This window comes from Hymenobacter sp. NBH84, from assembly GCF_014217645.1.
Taxonomy (GTDB): domain Bacteria; phylum Bacteroidota; class Bacteroidia; order Cytophagales; family Hymenobacteraceae; genus Hymenobacter; species Hymenobacter profundi.
Genome location: NZ_CP043644.1, coordinates 2,029,326 through 2,046,629, shown reverse-complemented (window position 1 = coordinate 2,046,629; position 17,304 = coordinate 2,029,326). Strand labels below are relative to the sequence as shown.

General features: G+C 58.0%; 13 protein-coding genes. 5 read left to right on the top strand and 8 right to left on the bottom strand.

All coding sequences use genetic code 11. From position 1 onward, the window contains the following. Positions 1-2: 2 nt before the first annotated feature. Together F1C16_RS08635 and F1C16_RS08630 are read right to left on the bottom strand one after the other, a co-directional pair. Positions 3-2,198, bottom strand: coding sequence for a molybdopterin cofactor-binding domain-containing protein (locus F1C16_RS08635; protein WP_185283920.1), 2,196 nt, complete (start codon positions 2,196-2,198; stop codon positions 3-5). Between the two features lie 180 nt (positions 2,199-2,378). After that, positions 2,379-2,858, bottom strand: a complete 480-nt coding sequence (locus F1C16_RS08630) for a (2Fe-2S)-binding protein (protein WP_185283919.1) — start codon at positions 2,856-2,858, stop codon at positions 2,379-2,381. Between the two features lie 140 nt (positions 2,859-2,998). On the opposite strand from F1C16_RS08630, the gene F1C16_RS08625 reads away from it, so the two are divergent. Then, positions 2,999-3,511 (top strand): vitamin K epoxide reductase family protein, encoded by a 513-nt coding sequence (locus tag F1C16_RS08625; protein WP_185283918.1) that lies wholly within the window; start codon positions 2,999-3,001, stop codon positions 3,509-3,511. 125 nt (positions 3,512-3,636) lie between these two features. Here the strand turns inward: F1C16_RS08625 and F1C16_RS08620 are convergent, their stop codons facing one another. The 3 genes from F1C16_RS08620 to F1C16_RS08610 form a co-directional block, all read right to left on the bottom strand. Further along, a complete protein-coding gene (locus F1C16_RS08620) occupies positions 3,637-4,896 on the bottom strand; it encodes a TCR/Tet family MFS transporter (protein ID WP_185283917.1) in 1,260 nt (419 codons plus the stop codon). Positions 4,897-4,971: 75 nt separating this feature from the next. Next, positions 4,972-8,412 carry an exodeoxyribonuclease V subunit beta gene (locus tag F1C16_RS08615; protein WP_185283916.1) on the bottom strand — a complete coding sequence of 1,147 codons (3,441 nt, stop codon included), beginning with the start codon at positions 8,410-8,412 and terminating at the stop codon, positions 4,972-4,974. A 79-nt stretch (positions 8,413-8,491) separates the two neighbouring features. Then, positions 8,492-8,917 (bottom strand): thioesterase family protein, encoded by a 426-nt coding sequence (locus tag F1C16_RS08610; protein WP_185283915.1) that lies wholly within the window; start codon positions 8,915-8,917, stop codon positions 8,492-8,494. A 205-nt stretch (positions 8,918-9,122) separates the two neighbouring features. Between F1C16_RS08610 and F1C16_RS08605 the strand changes: the two genes are divergently transcribed. Continuing rightward, complete coding sequence (locus F1C16_RS08605) at positions 9,123-9,317, top strand: cold-shock protein (RefSeq protein ID WP_185283914.1); 195 nt, start codon at positions 9,123-9,125, stop codon at positions 9,315-9,317. A 486-nt stretch (positions 9,318-9,803) separates the two neighbouring features. Then, positions 9,804-11,756 carry a DEAD/DEAH box helicase gene (locus F1C16_RS08600; protein ID WP_185283913.1) on the top strand — a complete coding sequence of 651 codons (1,953 nt, stop codon included), beginning with the start codon at positions 9,804-9,806 and terminating at the stop codon, positions 11,754-11,756. Positions 11,757-11,933: 177 nt separating this feature from the next. On the opposite strand, the gene F1C16_RS08595 is transcribed toward F1C16_RS08600, so the two are convergent. Together F1C16_RS08595 and F1C16_RS08590 are read right to left on the bottom strand one after the other, a co-directional pair. Beyond that, positions 11,934-12,389 carry a PA2169 family four-helix-bundle protein gene (locus tag F1C16_RS08595; RefSeq protein ID WP_185283912.1) on the bottom strand — a complete coding sequence of 152 codons (456 nt, stop codon included), beginning with the start codon at positions 12,387-12,389 and terminating at the stop codon, positions 11,934-11,936. Positions 12,390-12,520: 131 nt separating this feature from the next. After that, a complete protein-coding gene (locus tag F1C16_RS08590) occupies positions 12,521-13,996 on the bottom strand; it encodes a DUF5723 family protein (protein ID WP_185283911.1) in 1,476 nt (491 codons plus the stop codon). Positions 13,997-14,263: 267 nt separating this feature from the next. Between F1C16_RS08590 and F1C16_RS08585 the strand changes: the two genes are divergently transcribed. Then, a complete protein-coding gene (locus F1C16_RS08585; protein ID WP_185283910.1) occupies positions 14,264-14,980 on the top strand; it encodes a bacteriorhodopsin in 717 nt (238 codons plus the stop codon). A gap of 32 nt (positions 14,981-15,012) precedes the next feature. Next, positions 15,013-16,011 (top strand): Brp/Blh family beta-carotene 15,15'-dioxygenase, encoded by a 999-nt coding sequence (locus F1C16_RS08580; RefSeq protein WP_185283909.1) that lies wholly within the window; start codon positions 15,013-15,015, stop codon positions 16,009-16,011. On the opposite strand, the gene F1C16_RS08575 is transcribed toward F1C16_RS08580, so the two are convergent. Then, entirely contained in the window at positions 16,008-17,255 is a 1,248-nt protein-coding gene (locus F1C16_RS08575; protein ID WP_258049079.1) for an NAD(P)/FAD-dependent oxidoreductase, read from the bottom strand. The genes F1C16_RS08580 and F1C16_RS08575 overlap by 4 nt on opposite strands. Positions 17,256-17,304: the final 49 nt, after the last annotated feature.

Sequence of the window (17,304 nt, the reverse complement as noted above, 5' to 3'; positions counted from 1 at the left end):
AGTTACGCTTTACGTGTCAGTTTTTCGGGTCGTAGGGGCAATTCGCGCACGCGTTTGCCGGTGGCGCGGTACACGGCATTAGCCAGCGCCGCGGCCGTAGGGCCTTGCGCGGCCTCGCCCGCACCCAACGGCGGCTCGGTGGGCCGGTCGATTACCGTCACATCCACGTACGGAATCTCGTCGAAGTGAAAGATGGGGTAGGCCTCCCAGTGACGGCTGCGCACTTGGTGCCGGTCAAACTTCACTTCCTCCATCAGCGCCCAACTAGCTGACTGAATCATACCACCTTCCGTCTGGTTTTTCAGGCCATCAAGGTTGATAACCTCGCCCGCATCAATCACGGCCCATAATTGCGGACGATAGGGCGTACCCTCCTCGTGAATGCTGACTTTGGCCACCACCGCCACGTAGGCCGCTTTGTTTTTGTACTGCGCAAACGCAAACCCCAGGCCCTCGTTTTCGCCCGTTTGCTGCTGGCGAGCAATAGCGCGGGCGCGCTCTACCACGGCAATGGCCCGCTTGTCCTGCAAGTTGCGCAGCCGAAAATCCCAGGCGTCGAGGCCGGATTTCTCAGCCAGCTCATCCATAAAGGATTCAATAGCAAACACATTGCCGTACGCGCCCAGGCCGCGCAGGGCCGACACGCGCAGCGGCCCCTGGAAGAAATACGCGTCCACGCGCAGGTTGGGGATGTCGTATAGCGGGTCGGCGTTGCGGTAACCACCCGCGCTGGGGTCGGTGGCTCCGTTGTCTACCGGGCGGCGCGGCTGGGCCAAGTACTGGGCGGGTAGGAGTTTATCGGCATTGCCGCCGGGGCGGTTGCTGTGCGTGTCGGTCCAGACTTGCTGGTGCCAATGCGTGAGGCGGCCGGTGGCGGGGTCGAGGCGGGCAGCCAAGTCCAGCATCATGGCCGAGCCGTAGGGTTCCCAGCAGTGCTCGTCCTCGCGGGCCCACTGCACGCGCACGTGGCGGCCGGGCGTGGCCACAGCCAGCAGCGCCGCATCGGCGGCCACATCGTCGGCGCCGTTGTGGCCGTAGCAGCCCGAGCCAGGCACGCCTTTCACGTGGATGTTATCGGTGGGCATCTTCAGCAGGTCGGCCAGCGCTTCGCGCAGAGGGTACACGCCCTGGCTGTGCGTCCACACCTCCAGGCGGCGCTGGGTGTCGTCGTAGCGGGCCACGGCGCAACTCGGCCCGATGGAGCCGTGCATGAGGTAGGGCTTGTAGTAGCTAGCGCGCAGGGTAGGGGCATCGGTGGGCGTGCCCTTGTCCTGCACGCGCTTAGGCGTGTTGGGCAGGGTACGGAGGTAATCTTTCAGCGGCTGCCCGGCCGGCAGCGCCCTGCCCTCCGTCCAGCGGACGTGCAGCTTGCCCCAATCCTGCGCTAACTTGGCGTCGTACTCGCGCTCGGCCAGCAGGCCCACGAAGCTGCCGTTCACCACGGCCTTCGCCAAGCCTGGCACGGCGCGCTTCAGCTCTTTCTCATCAAACTGAACCAGCTTGGAGTCGTAGTTGAACGGCCGCAGCACGCGGGCGTGCAACATGCCCGGAAAGCGTAGATCCTGCACGTAGTATTCCTGGGCGCGCACCATGCGCTCTATTTCGGGGCGCGGCACTGCCTTGCCTACATATTGATACTCGGCTTTGGGCTTGAGGACTACGGGTAAGCGCACTTCGTCGGTGAGCTGCTGGCCGCTAAGGAGTTGAGCAAAGGTGCGCGTCTGGCCGTTGGGTGCTGTCACCATGCCGTTTTGCGTTTTCAGTTGAAATGCCCGCGCCTGCAACTGGGTAGCAGCTAGCGTCAACAGCTTCTGGCGGGCGGCAGCAGCGGCGTAGCGCACAGCTGTGGCGCTGTTTTCAATGGAACCGCTGCCAGCGGTGTAGCCCTCATTGGGCGTACGGCCGGTTTCGGCCAGAACTACCTCCACACGGTTCAGAGGCAGGTTCAGTTCTTCCGCAGCCATTTGTGCTACGGCTATCCGAATGCCTTGACCCAGCTCAATCTTACCCGTCAGCACCCGCACGCGGCCATCGGCCAGCACCTCCAGCCAGGAATCGATGCGGGGGTAGTCGCCAAGGCTGCCAGGTAGCTCGTCGGCGGCTTCAGTAGCGGCCTTTGCCCATGTAGGGCCAAGCAGGGAAAAACCAATGGTGAGGCAGCCAGTGGTTTGGAGGAAGTGACGGCGGGAGGTAGGCATAGTAGGGTAGGGTGGAATAAAAACAGAGGATATAAATAGAACGTCATTTCGACCAGCGGGAGAAATCTCGCGTGCAGTGCTAATCCAATCGTCAAGAAATTACCAGGAGCAGGCGAGATTTCTCCCGCTGGTCGAAATGACGTTCTCGCAGCTGACGTTCTTCGCTGCGATACATCAAAATCACGGTTTTTTATTGGCTGTCACTACCTTCTGCGCGGCTCGGATGGCGCGGTGCTGCACGCAGCAGCGGCAGAGCACGCGCATCATGCCGTTGCGGATGGTCTCTTCGTCGGCCTGCGGGTACTGCTGCAGGGTCGCCACCGTCGACATCACCATGCCGTTGAGGCAGAAGCCGCACTGGGCGGCCTGCTCGTCTACAAAGGCCTGTTGCACGGGGTGCAGGGTGCCATCGGGCTTCACTAAGCCTTCGAGGGTAGTGATGCGGATGCCGCCCGTTACGTCGTGCACGGGCAGCTGACAGCTTGGCCAGGCCACGTCGTCGAGCATCACCATGCAGGCGCCGCACTGCATCAATCCGCAGCCAAACTTGGGGCCGTTGAGCTGCAATTGGTCGCGCAGTACGTAGAGTAGGGGCGTGGCCGGATCGACGCGCACCGTGTGCTGCCGACCGTTGACGAGAAGGGTAACATCAGCTTCCATAACGAGAAAAGGCTTTAGCACAAGATACTCTGAAACACAACGAAAAGATACCGCCGCTCAGGAAAGCGGTTTGGGCTGGGGCTTAACTAAACCCCCTTCGGCGCGTACTGTGGATAGAACGTTTACCCTAGTTTTTCCTTATGAATCCTACCCAACTAAGCCACGAGTTGCGCAACGGCCAGAGCCCCGATCTGAAGCGCCGCCGCTGGATCATTGGTCTGTCGCTGGTGACGGTGGCCGCCGGCCAAATCGTGACCCTCTACCAGACCGGCATCATCAAGCACCTGCCCGATCCGCCCCTGGATATCTTCGACTCCGATAAAGTAGACGCCTCCGACTACGGCTACAAGCGCCTCGACACGCCCGATGCCGCGCCCATGATGATAACCGGCGCCCTCACGGCTACTCTGGCCGCCGCCGGGGGCATGGAGCGGGCCACTACTACGCCGTGGCTACCCGTAGCAATGGGCGTGAAAACAGTGGTAGATGTGGTAACTAACCTTTCCTTAGCGCGGGAAGAATGGAAAGAAAATAAAGCCCTGTGCTTCTACTGCCAAGCTTCATCGGTGGCAGCGATGGCGGCATTGGCGTTGGCAATGCCAGAAGCGGTGAAGGCTGCTAAGAACCTGTTTGGCGGTAAGAAAACGGCATGACCCCACCCCCGGCCCCTCCCCTCCGGGAGAGGGGTGCGTTCTGGAATACCCCTCGTCTGGCACCCCTCTCCCGGAGGGGAGGGGCCGGGGGTGGGGTAAACGGCAACCGCTGTAACCTCCTTCCCCTAGTGCCCTATGACTATCTCAGGCGCGGGCTCATGGGTAGGCTGCACATAGGTAGCCAATGAACGAGCAGCTAATAGTACGCTGATTAGCACTAAGAAAGCCCCAGCCAAAAAGGGTGCCCCCGGAAACTGCACCGGCGCCTTCGGACTGGTGAAGTAGTAGAAAAGATTGGTCATGAAGGGCGGCCCCACGATGGCAGTAGCGCTGATCAGGCTGGTAAGGCCGCCTTGTAGCTCGCCCTGCTGGTTGCCCGGCACCTGCCCCGAGATGATGCCCTGCAAAGCGGGTCCGGCAATACCGCCCATACAATACGGCACCATAGCGGCAAACAGCATCCAGGTTTTAGGCGCAAAAGCAAACAACACGAAGCCCACCAGGTAGAGCGAGAAGCCTACATACACGGAGCGCTTGTTGCCCAATCGAGGATTCACCACCCGAATAAGGCCACCCTGCACAATGGCCGTGAGCAACCCAATGAACCCCAGCGAATAGCCTACCCAGGCCTCGTTCCAGTTGAACTTCAGCATGGTATAATAAGGCCAGGTGCTCTGCGTGGCGTGGCTGGCGACGTACAGAAAAATCAGGGAGCCTACCAGCCCGGCAATGACGGGGTAACGCTTGAGGCTGAGAAGGGAACCGACAGGATTGGCCCGGCGTAGCTCGAAGGGTCGGCGTTGGTCCAGGGGTAGGGATTCGGGCAGGATGAAGTAGCCGTAGAGCCAGTTCAGCAACGACAAGGCCGCAGCCGTCAGAAAAGGGATGCGGGCGCCAAATTGACCTAACGCCCCGCCAATGGTAGGGCCCAGGATAAAGCCTACCCCAAACGCGGCGCCCACCAGACCAAAGTTCTGCGCCCGTTTCTCGGGTGTGCTGATGTCGGCAATGTAGGCCGAGGCCGTGGTGAAACTGGCCCCCGTGATGCCCGAAATAACGCGCCCTACAAACAGCCACGTAATGCTGGGCGCGAAGGCTAGAAACAGGTAGTCGAGCCCGAAGCCGAGCAACGAGAACAGCAGCACTGGCCGCCGCCCATAGCGGTCGGAGAGGTTGCCCAGCACCGGCGCAAACAGGAATTGCATGCCCGAGTAAGCAAACGTCATCCAGCCGCCAATGCGGGCCGCGTCGCTTAGGGTGCCGTGACTCAGTTGCTCAATCAGCTTCGGCATGACAGGGATGATGATGCCAATGCCCACCACATCGAGCAGCAGCGTCACGAAGATAAAGCCCAGCGCAGCTGGGCGATGAGTAGAAGCAGCCATAACAACGGAGAGGAGAGTGCGCCGCGAAGGTAGGCAAAGTGGCCGGCCGCGTAGAATTCGGCCGGCCACAGCGCGCTAAAACGTCACTATTTCCTGCGTATCGAAGTAGTATAACACGCACTGTACATCGGTGAAGCCCAACTGCCGGAACAGGTCTGCGTAGCGAGCCAGCTGGTGGCGGTGGCGCGGCTCGGGCGGCGGCACTTTAAAGTCAAGCAGCGTCACGCGGTTGGGCTGGGCTGCGTCGAACACCACCCGGTCGGGCTTGTATTCCTGGCGCCGGGTGCCACCTACCAGAATCTCGCGCTCCGTTTCGGGCTGCACCGCCGCGCTGAAATAGTGCGCCAGTTGCGAATGCTCTACCACCTGGTGCAGTTTCTCAAGCAGCTCTGGCCGCTCTTTGGTGCTGATAAGCCCCTCGGCCACCAACTGACCCGCCACGCGGTCTACGTCGGCGGCGTATAGGGTGCGGCGCAGGGCGTAGTGCAGCTTGCGGTTCCACTCCTGCTGCACCTGTTGGGCATCAAAGTCGAAAACCGTATTGGCGTGTCGGCGCAGGCGCAAGCGTTCTTCCCAGGGCGTACTGCTGAGGTTGGTGAGTTGCCAGTTACCCATTGAGTGCTGCGCGGTATTCGCTACCGGCCTATTAGCGGAAAGTTGTTTGGTGTGAGCTGGTAGCTCATCATCCACGACGGACAACTTATTTACTGCCAGTGAATAACGAAGTTGCTCGGCGTCGTACTCGCCCTGCGCCATGAGGTAGCGGTGCAGCAGTTCGGCCACGTTTTTGGCGGATTCGGTGAGGTCGATTTCCGGATCTTCCGCTTTACTACCGGCTTTCTTTTTAGGCTGGCGACTGATGAGGTAGAGGCGATGCTTCGGGCGCGTGAGGGCCACGTACAGCATATTCAGTCCTTCGAGAAAAGTTTTTTCCAGCTCCTCGGCGTACTGTCCGGCCAGGGCCGTGCGCTGCAAAGCCTGCACCTGGGGCACCACGGCCACAGGGGGCATCTCGGCCATGGGTTTGGCCTCGTCGGGTAGGCGGCCCCAGAGTAGGGTGTTGCGATGAGGCGTCAGGCTCCAATCGGCGAAGGGCACAATCACTACCCCATAAGCCAAGCCCTTGGCCTTGTGCACAGTAGTGATGGTAATGGCATCGCGCCCGGCCGGCGCGTTGATGCTCAGCGCGCTTTTTTTCTGCTGCCAGTAGGCTAGGAAGTTGTTGAGGTTGTTGCCGTGGCGCAGGCTGAACTCCAGCGTCAAATCCAGAAACCGGAACAGGTATTCGCTTTCCCCCTCGCGGGCCAGCAGGCCAAACGTGCTAATCAGGCGTTCCGTCAATTCGTAGAGGCCCAAGTTGCCGGTTTCGCGCTCCTGCAAATCGAAGCCTAGGGCCCGCAGCTCGTCGAAAAAGGGTAGGGCATCGGGCACATTGGCTACCTCGGCAATGTGTCGGGCACGGACCGGGGTAGGTGCCAAACCGCGCACCACTTTGTCTACCAGCAACAAAGCTTCCGCTTTGGCCAGCGTATCGGCCGGCTGGTTCAGCACGCGGTACACCGCCACCAGCAAGTTCACCACCTCCGCAAATTCCAGAGAAAGAGAGTCGGCGGAAATAATGTCGTAGCCACGCTCTTTTAAGAACTTCGCTACCCGGCGACTCTGATCGCGACGGCGACACAACACGGCTACATCCTGCTGCCGGAAGCCCTGTTGCAGTGCTTCTTCTACGAGTTGCAGCGTGAGGTAGAGCGTGCTTTCGTCATAGCTCAGCAGCTGCTCGGGTAGGGTAGGGTGAGGGGCATCGTCGTGGGTTAGAAGGAGTTCGACGATAGCCTCACCCCCTTCGTTTTCCGCAGACTGAGAGGCTGGCAACCGATGCGGCGCCTCCTGCCGAAAATCCTCATCATAAATACTTTGCACCAGCGGCAGCTGCGGATGCGTGTCGCTGATATGCCCAAAAAAATCATTGTTAAACGAAATGATTTCCGGAGCCGAGCGGTAATTAGTATTCAAGTTTTTCGCCTGCAATGCCCCGTCCAGCGTGTAGTAGCGGCTTTGCAGCAGGTCGCGCAACTCTTCGTTGGCCACACGGCCATAGAGGTGCTCGGTTTCGTTTTTATAGAGGCGCAGAATCTGCTCCATCTCGCCGCCCCGCCAGCGGTAAATGGCCTGTTTCGCGTCGCCCACGGCCAGGGAAAGATTACCGTTGGCCACAGCGTTTTCTACCAGCGGCAGCAGGTTATTCCACTGCAATACAGAGGTGTCCTGAAACTCATCGATCAGCAGGTGCTGATACCGTTCGCCTAGGCGCTCGTACAGAAACGGCACCGGCTCGCGGAGCACGATGTTGGCAATACGCCGGTTGAACTCAGCAATCAGGACCACATTTCGCTCTCGGCTGAGCTGGTCCACGGCCTTGTTCAGTTCACTCAGCAGTGATACGTGGAAGATGTAGGGCATCATGCCCAACACCAGCAGATAGTCGGGTAGGAGGCGGGCGCGCAAGTCCTCCAACTCTTGGTAGGCTGCCGTAAGGTCGGGTTTTGCGGCATCCACACGCTGCTTGTCGGCGGCGGTTTTCACTTTGCCGCTGTACCATTTATCCTGCTCCACGGTCGCCCGCACGTAGCTGTTAGCTTCTTTGTCGGGTAGGAGGCGTTCTTCCCAGCGCGTCACATAGCCAATAATGCCGCTCTTTCCTTGGTAGAGGTCCGCTTCCGTTACGCCGGCGGCATCCAGCGCCGCCAGCGCCCGCATACTCACCGCCCGAAACTCTTGCTCAATTTCCTCCCGCCGCTTGCGCAGGTTTTCGTGCAGGCGACGGTAGTCCTGCAACGTGAGCTGCTGCAACTGCGCCACGGCCTCGTGCACCGGCTCGGAGAGCAGGAATTGCCCAAACTGCACCAGCTCCTCGGGTAGGGTATTCCAGCTCCGGCCTTCCTCTGCCTTGCTCAGGGCATAGTCGGCCAGAGAACGGGCCAATAGCTTGCTGTTAGGGTCGCGATTCACTTTGTCCAGTAGCAAGGCCACGGCGCTTTGCAGTACGGCTTCGCCATCCAGCTCTACCTCGAAGGCCGCGGGCAACCCCAACTCCCGCGTAAAGGCTTGCACTATACGCTGCACAAACGAGTCGATGGTGCTCACCGCGAAATCGGCGTAGTGATAGAGCACCAACCGGAACGTGGCTGCTGCCCGCCGCCGCAGCTCCTGTTGTTGCTCCTGGGGCGTGTCGGCGCGGAGCGGTAGTTTGCCTTCCACGGCCAGCTCGGTAGCTATATCGCGCAGCAGCGTATCTTCTTTGCCGCTGGCGTTGGGGTAGGCGAAGCGCCGCAAGGCCCCAATAATACGCTCCTTCATCTCGCCCGCCGCATCGTTGGTGAAGGTGATGGCCAGAATGCTTTTGAAGTACGCCGCGTCTTCGGCACCGAGCGCCAGCTTTAAATATTCTTTGGTAAGCTGGTAGGTTTTGCCAGAACCGGCAGAAGAAGAGTAGATGCGGAAGGTGGGTGGCATAGTAGCTAAACAGACGGTATACAAAAGTAACGTAGAAACAGGCGCTACCCGACCGTATCTCGGAATACTAACTGCTTTTCTACCCCACTGGCTCCCACAGCCGCCGCTCTACCTCCGCCTCCACCCGCTTCGGGCGTTGCGTCTGCGGGTCTAGCAGTACCCACTGCGTTTCGGCTTCGCAGAGGAGCACACCATCTTCGGCCCGCTCGATGCGCACGAAGCGCTGGCACTGCGCCCCGCGGATTTCACCAATCCAGGTGGTGCAGCGTAGTCGGTCGTGGAGCAGGGCGGGACGGTGGTAACGTATATGATGCTCCCGTACTACCCATATATAATGCTCCCGCTCGCCCACGGGGAAGGCAGCCAACCAGTGTGCGGTGGCCGTATCCTGCACCCAGCGCACGTATTCTACGTTGTTGGCGTGGTGTAGCTCGTCTATGGCCGAGGCGAGTACTACAATCTCATGGGTAAAGCGGAAGGCAGGGTGGTTGTGGGGGGTAGGCATATTAAGTAGGTACAAATACAACGCAAGTAGGGAAAAACCCGTAAATGATGCTGTTGATAGCTGAAGTCCGCCGAATGGTGTATATTTGGCTCAACTTAAGAGGATGTGACTTTGTTAGCCTGCCAGATGCCTAGAGTTTCAGCAGTTTTCAGTAGCTGCATTTGCTTAAAGAGACTCTTTTTTTAACCCCGTAGTAAGTAGTACAATGGCAACCGGAACCGTAAAATTCTTCAATGACGCCAAAGGCTTTGGCTTCATCAAAAACGACGAAAATGGTCAAGACATTTTCGTTCACATCAGCGACCTGCTGGTAAATGAAATCCGTGAAAACGACAAGGTACAATACGAAGTAGCGCAAGGCAAAAAAGGCCCGAACGCTGTGAAAGTTCAGCTCCTCTAAGGGCTAGCTTACTTTGCACGAGTTTGAAAAGCACGCCCCAGGGCGTGCTTTTTTTTGTCTTAACCACGGATTCTTGCGGATTTTTCGGATGACACGGATTTTGTAGGTGATAAAAACGATTGTCATCCTGAGCAGAGCGAAGGACGTTACGTTAGAACAAGTCGTTGCTACGATAATCGTTCCTGCGTGATAAGGTCCTTCGCAAGCTCAGGATGACAATCGTTTTTATCACCTACAAAATCCGTGTCATCCGAAAAATTCGCAAGAATCCGTGGTTCAGACAATTTTTTCCCTTACCTTTGCACCCGCATTGAGAACGGCCCGGTTCCGCACAGCTTGTGTGGCCCTTAGCTAAGCTAAATAGATTGGCCGCCTGTATCTTCCGTAGTTGCTTCCGTCACTTGTCGTTGTTGTGAGAGTGGGAGAGGAGCGTCGCTGAATTCGCTGTTTTCAGAGCTATTCTCTCCACTCCATCTAACATTAGACATGGAAAAAGTAAAATTTGAAGAGCTTTCGCTCTCCGAGGAAATGCAGCGTGCCATTACGGAAGTAGGCTACGAAGAAGCATCTCCTATCCAAACAGCTGCCATTCCGGTACTGCTCGAAGGCAAAGACGTAATTGGCCAGGCCCAGACGGGTACCGGCAAAACGGCTGCCTTCGCCATCCCCGCCATCGAAAAAGTAGACACCGACTCGCGTGAGGTGCAGGCCCTGGTGCTGTGCCCTACCCGCGAGCTGGCCGTACAGGTTTCGGGCGAAATTCAGAAACTAGGTAAGTACAAGCGTGGTCTGGCCGTAGTGCCGATTTACGGTGGCTCCAGCTACGACCGGCAGTTCCGCGCCCTGGAGCGCGGCGTGCAGATTGTAATTGGTACGCCTGGTCGTGTAATGGACCACTTGGAGCGCGGCACGCTCAAACTCGACCACTGCAAGATGATTATTCTTGATGAGGCCGACGAAATGCTGGACATGGGCTTCCGCGACGACATCGAGACGGTGCTGAAGAAAATGCCTGAGGAGCGCCAGACGGTGTTTTTCTCGGCTACCATGAGCAAGCCCATCATGGACTTGACCAAGCGCTACCAGCGCGACCCGCAAATCGTGAAGGTCAACCATCAGGAGATGACCGTTACGAACATCGAGCAGAGCTACTACGAGGTGCGCGGCCCTCAGAAAAAGGATGTGCTGACCCGCTTGGTAGACATGTACAACCTGAAGTCGACCATCGTTTTCGCGAACACGAAGCGCATGGTAGACGACATCGTGGCTGATTTGCAGGCCAAAGGCTACTTCGCTGACGGTTTGCACGGCGACATGAGCCAGCAGCAGCGCCAGAACACGCTCGATAAATTCCGCAAAGGCACGCTGGAAATCCTGGTGGCTACCGACGTGGCCGCCCGCGGTATCGACGTGGACAACGTGGAAGCCGTAGTGAACTACGACCTGCCCGCCGACGAGGAATACTATGTGCACCGCATCGGCCGTACGGGCCGCGCTGGCAAGTCGGGTCGCGCCTTCACCTTCGTGAGTGGCCGCGACATCTACAAGCTGCGCGACATTATGCGCTTCACCAAGGCTACCATCAAGCAGGAGCGCGTACCTTCATTCGAGGATGTGTCGGAGGTGAAAACCACCCTCATGCTGGAGTCGATTAAGGAAGTGGTGGAGAAGGGCAACCTCGACAAGTACATTGCCCGCGTGCAGCGTCTGATCGATCAGGATAGCGAAGAAGGCATTACGTCGCTAGACATTGCCGCTGCCCTGCTCAAAATGACAATGAAGGAGGACAAGCGTGCGCAGGAAAGCCTCGACGCTACCCGCGCCCACGGTGCACCACGCGCTGGCTACACGCGTTTGTTCGTAACGATGGGTAAGAAAGACCGCATTCACCCACGTGACATTGTGGACCTGATTGCCGAGAATACTTCCCTTACCGCTGGTAAGGTAGGCGACATCTCGCTCTACGATAAGTTCAGCTTTGTAGAAGTGCCCTCCGAGTTTACGGAAGAAGTGACCGGCGCTCTGGGTCGTACCAACATCAACGGCCGGCCAGTATCTTTCAACGTGGCTACGCCGCGTCAGGAAGGTGATGCCCAGCAGGAAGGTGGCCGCGGCGGTTTCGGCGGCGGCGACCGTCCGCGTCGCACGGGCGGCTACGGTGGCGGCGGCGACCGTCGTGACGGTGCCTTTGGCAACCGCAGCTACGGCAACAACCGCGGCGGTGGTAGCTATGGCGGCGACCGGCGCGAAGGCGGTAGCAGCTATGGTGGGAACCGCGGCGGTGGTAGCTACGGCGGCAACCGCGAAGGAGGTGGCTACAAAGGCAACCGCGACGGTGGTGGCAGCAGCTACGGTGGCAACCGGGGTGGTGGCAGCTACGGCGGCAACCGCGAAGGTGGCTACAAGCCACGCCGCGACAACCAAAGCTTTGACGAATAGCATCGCAGATGTTGCAGATTGATGGAATTACATTGATTCAATCAATCTGCAACGCTGAGCTAACAATTGACCAATAAAAAAAGCCGCTGATATGTCAGCGGCTTTTTTGTTTTTGCGAGTAGAATGAATGTACACAAGAAGCTGTGCGATGCATCTAATCGGCAACATCTGCGATGCTTATTTGGAAGCGTCGCGCAGGTCGCGGATTTCGTTGTGGGCTTTTAGTACGCCTTCAGCTTGCTTGTCGATTACCGATTTCAGCTCGGCGGGTAGGCCATCAAACTTCTTGGCTTTCTCGTAAGCTTCTTTGGCGTAGTCTTCGCCACGCTCGCACTCAGCCAGAATGCTGTGACGGTCTTTGCCGGTTACTAAGCCTTTCAGGTTGATGAAAGCGCGGTGCACGGTGCCGGCTACGGTATTGTTGCCTTCGTTGGTGTCTACCTTCAGGTCCAGCTTGTACATCTGGTCTTCCAGCTCCGTGATGTAGCTGGCGCGCTGGGCAGCATATTTCTTGAAGAGGTCTTTCAGATCTGCGTCTTCTACGTCGGTCATTGCTTCCGCATAGCCTTTCTGGCCTTCTTTCAGGGTAGCAATGAGTTCGTTCAGTTCGGATTGGGCTGCTTTAGTGTCCATAATCGTTGGTTCGTTTTTAGGTGGTAGGGAGAATGTATTGTGTGTCTTTGTACTAGCTATTCGCGTGCAGGGTTGCGCCGAAGCCACTACAATCCGTTTCCTTTCCACATCGGCACCAGCCAAGCTTCTGTTTATGGATTGGCCGCAGGAGTCCTGAGCTTATGGCGCTTATTAGCTAGGGCTAGGGTCAGCTCACCAAAAAGGTTGGCCCCGTAAGGCTGGGTAGAGCGAAATAGCGCAGGTAGGTTGTTGGAGCCAATAGTCAGAGGGCCAGCGCGTAGCACCAAGCCGTAGGCAAAATCCTGGTAGCTATTGGTGAGGGAAAGCGGCATGGCTACCTCCAGCCAGCGCATTTCCAGCCGGGGCGTGAGGGCCGCGTAAGAAAAGCGTCGCATGCCTACCGCATAGCGCCCACGCAGGCCCTGGCTGAGAGAAGCATTGGCATATAATTTCCAGAGAAGGTGATAGTCCAGATCTACATTCAGCGTAGTGGGTAGGGCCGCCCGAAATGCATTGCCACGGTTCTGTGGCTGAATCTGGAAGATTTTTTCCAGCTGCTCATTGTAGTTGTCCAGCGTAATATCATTGATGTCTTGGCTATTGATGCCCAGGTTGGTACGCCGAATATCATTATACACCACGGCCTGCTTACGGTAGCGAATGCTGCCTATATCCGTGAGGGCCACCGCCAGACGGTAGCGGTACTTATTGTGGCCGTAGTCCGTTTGCCACGCCCCTTTTTTATCCTGGTAGCGGTATTGTTCCGAATTAGGGCGGTATTCGTACACCACCCCCACATCCAGGCCCCAGCCCGCGCCCGGCGAGCTGCCGGGTGTCAGCCAGCGCCGTACGGTGCCCGCATCCAGATCACGAAACGCGTCGGGGTTGGAGTAGGCGAAGGAGCCATCGAGCCGGTCGAGGTGTACCACCGTATCGGCCAGTTGGGTGTTGCGGTTAGCGGGCGTGGTTGTGTAGTCGAACTGTTTGGATTGGAGGTAGGCCGAGCCGATGCCCATCAACCGCTTCACCGTGATGCCCGCTTTCAGCACGTGGGTTTGCTGGTCCAGTAGTACGCGAGCGTAGGTGGCATTCCACTCCGAAAAGGCGTTGATGTTGAAATTAGCCGTGTTGTTGGTATACGCACCCGCCGTTTCAAATTGATCAACGGCGCTACGCACCAACTCCTGCGACACTTGGTTGCCTTGCAGTGCGGCCCGTGCCCCTACGCTGAGGGCAATGCTGTGGCGCGGACTCAGGCGGAGCATAACGCCCGGCCCGCGCACGTTCAGCCCCACGCTAACCAGCTTGGGGCGGCTGTTTTCCTGCAAGGTCAGGTCGCGGGCCGATAAAGAAAACGACTCGTTTAGATTGCCCAGGCGCCAGGGGCCGGTGTAGCGGTAGGCCGAGTTAGTCGCGTGCCCGTCTACGGCCAGCAGGCGGAACTCGAAGCTCAAACGGCTATCAGCAATAGCAGCTGGGTTCCAATTGGCTTCGTTCAAACCGGCAAAATTACCGTGTGCGCTGTTGAAAAGCATCTGTGCGGCAACCGGCTGACTCGCCGCGGCGCACAGCCACAAACAGCTGCCTTTGAGTACGTGTTTCAGCATGAAGTGTCGGGTAAAGCACCTCGTATAAGGCACTAGTGAAAAGTGTATTAATTGACACTTAATACTATTTTTTTGTCTTTTAGAAAGACATACCTACATCTAGGTATTTTTCAGAAAGAGTTGAGTACTATTTCGCTAGGCAGCTACGGTAGCGCTACCCGTCGAAACACTAGCTCGAATTAACCTAGCTAAGTGGCAGATTAAAAAGAACTTAAAAAGTAGGAGAAAAGTAAAAAGTAGTATTCCCCATTTTTACTTTCTCTCCCGATGGAAACACAAACACTACTCCACTGGCTATATGTCGCCTCTATGGTAGGCGGCGCACTTCTGTTCTGGGTCTGGAGTCGTAACCCCAAAGGCGTCCCGCAATACGAATACAGTATTGCCATGATGATTCCGATTTGGTCGGCGCTGGCATATATGGCCATGGGTCTGGGCCAGGGCAAAACGGAAGTGGCAGGGCAAATCACCCACTACGCCCGTTATATCGACTGGGTAGTGAGCACGCCGCTATTGCTGCTGGCGCTGGCTTTCACGGCCATGTTCTACATACCGAAGCAGGAGCGCAAACTCAACCTGCTGTTTGGCTTGGTGGCCGCCGATGTGGTCATGATTGTGTGCGGGCTGTTTGCTGATTTATCAGAAAACAGCACGGCGCGGCTCCTATGGTACATCTGCGGGGTAGGAGCCTTCCTGTGCGTGCTGTATCTGATCTGGACTAAGCTGCGGCAGATTGCCATCAACAGCGATGCAGAACTGGGAGGTATATATACCAAACTAGCTGGCTTCCTAACCGTTCTGTGGATCTGCTACCCTACCATCTGGGCTGTTGGGCCCTCAGGCCTGGGCATAATCAGCCAAACTACCGAAACCGTTTTGTTTGTAGTGGTACCCTTCTTCTCCAAGGTAGGCTTCAGCATTCTCGACCTAAATTATCTGCGCGATTTAGCCCCGCGTAAGCCCGCCCATCACCACGCGGCGTAACAGAGCGTATACAGCAGGATAACGCCTGCCTTATGAAAGCTTCTGCTCCCATCGCCACCAGTTTTGCACCGCACATGTTGTATTCCTACGGGGCGGTGGTGGTGGCAATGGGAGTAGGTCTGTTGGCTCCAGCCACCGCCGCTATCCTACTAGGACCGGTGTTGCTGCTGGGATTAGCGCTGCTAGGGTTGGCCCACGGCGCCTGCGACCAACTGGTATTGCCAGCCTACCATCCCGTGCGGGGCAAGGCGTGGTGGCTGTATCTGGTGCGTTTTCTGGTGAGCTACCTGGCTTTGGCAGCGGTAGTGGTGGTAGGGTGGTGGCTGTGGCCGAGTGCGGCTGTCTTGTTCTTTTTCCTGCTCACTATCTGGCACTGGGGCTCCGCCGATGCGCCCACGCAACCCCAGCGGCCGGCGCTATGGGTAGCGCATAGCGTACTGCGCGGCACGCTGTTGTTTGTCATCCCGGCTTTTGCCTGGCCTGCCGAGATGCTGCACATCATCAACAGCTTACTGTACTTCACAGGCGGCCAGTTGGTGACGGCAGCAGTATTTGCTAGCGCGGCGCAAGGCGCCGGGTGGGTTGTGCTGCTGGGTCATCTGGGCCTGTGGGTAGGGTATGCCAAGCTGAACGAAGCAAACCGCTGGCGAATTGACATGCTAGAGGTGTTGCTGCTCATAGGGCTGTTTGTGGTCCTGCCGCCGTTGCTGGCGGTAGGAGTGTACTTCTGCTTCTGGCACAGCTTACAGCACGTGCTACGCCTCAATCCGCTGCTGGGCTACACGGCGCCTATAAGTAGTAGACGCGCAAAAGGTTGGGAGCTAATGCGCGAAATAGGGTTTTTCGTGCGCCGCTCGCTGCCTATTCTACTCATCAGCCTAGTAGCGCTGGCCGTGCTGTACGTGCTATTTGCCGCCCGGCTTTCCACTTCCGATGCACTGGTTAGCCTGGCGCTGGTGGTGGCTTCCGTGGTTACTCTACCTCATGCTTTGCTGGTGAGCTTGGTGATGGACCGCAAAGCAGCCAGCTAGACGGTAGGCGCATCGGCCATGGCCCGACCGGCCAGGTAACCCGTAGTCCAGGCAGCTTGGAAATTGAAGCCGCCGGTAATACCGTCGATGTCCAGCACCTCGCCGGCGAAATACAGGCCCGGCACGCGGCGGCTCTGCATGGTTTTCATGTCCACTTCGCCGAGCACCACGCCGCCACAGGTCACAAACTCATCCTTGTAAGTGGTTTTGCCCTGCACGGGTAGGGCAGTACGCAACAGCCCTTCGATGAGGCGGTTCTGCGACTTAATAGGCAACTCATTCCACTTCACTTCTGCACCAATGCCCGCCTGCTCCGTGAGCGTGCGCCACAGCCGCTGGGGTAGGCCGAAGAGCGGATTGGAAGCCACCAGCTTTTTGCCATGCTGCCCCCGAAAATCCAGTAGCCACTGGCGCAGCGAGTCCTCGGTGTGGGTAGGAAGCCAGCTAACCAGGGCCGTGTGGCGATGCGCCAGTTCGTGCAGGCGACGGGCGCCCCAGGCTGAGAGCTTCAGCACAGCCGGCCCGCTCACGCCCCAGTGCGTCACCAAGATAGGACCTTCGTATTCCAGCTTTTCGCCGGCAATGCGCACGCGGGCGTGGGGCACGCTCACGCCCGGCAGGTCCCGCAACGGCGACTCCGGCACGTTGAACGTAAACAGCGACGGCACCGGCTCGGCAATGGTGTGCCCCAACGCCCGCAGCCAGTCGTATTGGGCCGCTTTGGGGGCGCCGCCGGTGGCAATCAGCAGGCGCGCTACCTCTAATTCCTGCGCGTGGGTGCCCGTGAGGTGCAATCGAAAGCCACCCGTAGGTAGAGTAGTAATATACTCGGCGGTGGTGTGCGTGAGGATGCGGACACCCGCTTTATCGGCTGCCGTGAGCAGGGCCTGGACAATGGTTTCCGACGAATCCGTGACCGGAAACATGCGGCCGTCGGCTTCGGTCTTGAGGCGCACGCCGCGGCGCTCAAACCAGCGCACGGTATCTACGGCGCCGAACTGCTTGAAGGGTTCCTTGAGCTGCTTGGCCCCGCGGGGGTAGTGCTGTACCAACTGCGCGGGCGTGTCGGCGGCGTGCGTCACGTTGCAGCGCCCACCTCCCGAAATACGCACTTTGCTCAGCAGCTTGCCGGTTTTTTCAATCAGATAAACACGCAAGTGCGGGTTGGCTTCGGCACAGGCAATGGCCCCAAAAAAACCAGCCGCACCGCCGCCCAAAATAGCTACTACCTCTTTATCGTTCACAAGCGCAAAGATACAAGGTAGGGGACTGAAAACCGGCGCGAAAGCACTA

Bases quoted from the DNA above. Each gene is read 5' to 3' on its own strand.
- F1C16_RS08635 (WP_185283920.1), bottom strand. From the start codon at position 2,198: ATGCCTACCTCCCGCCGTCACTTCCTCCAAACCACTGGCTGCCTCACC.
- F1C16_RS08630 (WP_185283919.1), bottom strand. From the start codon at position 2,858: ATGGAAGCTGATGTTACCCTTCTCGTCAACGGTCGGCAGCACACGGTG.
- F1C16_RS08625 (WP_185283918.1), top strand. From the start codon at position 2,999: ATGAATCCTACCCAACTAAGCCACGAGTTGCGCAACGGCCAGAGCCCC.
- F1C16_RS08620 (WP_185283917.1), bottom strand. From the start codon at position 4,896: ATGGCTGCTTCTACTCATCGCCCAGCTGCGCTGGGCTTTATCTTCGTG.
- F1C16_RS08615 (WP_185283916.1), bottom strand. From the start codon at position 8,412: ATGCCACCCACCTTCCGCATCTACTCTTCTTCTGCCGGTTCTGGCAAA.
- F1C16_RS08610 (WP_185283915.1), bottom strand. From the start codon at position 8,917: ATGCCTACCCCCCACAACCACCCTGCCTTCCGCTTTACCCATGAGATT.
- F1C16_RS08605 (WP_185283914.1), top strand. From the start codon at position 9,123: ATGGCAACCGGAACCGTAAAATTCTTCAATGACGCCAAAGGCTTTGGC.
- F1C16_RS08600 (WP_185283913.1), top strand. From the start codon at position 9,804: ATGGAAAAAGTAAAATTTGAAGAGCTTTCGCTCTCCGAGGAAATGCAG.
- F1C16_RS08595 (WP_185283912.1), bottom strand. From the start codon at position 12,389: ATGGACACTAAAGCAGCCCAATCCGAACTGAACGAACTCATTGCTACC.
- F1C16_RS08590 (WP_185283911.1), bottom strand. From the start codon at position 13,996: ATGCTGAAACACGTACTCAAAGGCAGCTGTTTGTGGCTGTGCGCCGCG.
- F1C16_RS08585 (WP_185283910.1), top strand. From the start codon at position 14,264: ATGGAAACACAAACACTACTCCACTGGCTATATGTCGCCTCTATGGTA.
- F1C16_RS08580 (WP_185283909.1), top strand. From the start codon at position 15,013: ATGAAAGCTTCTGCTCCCATCGCCACCAGTTTTGCACCGCACATGTTG.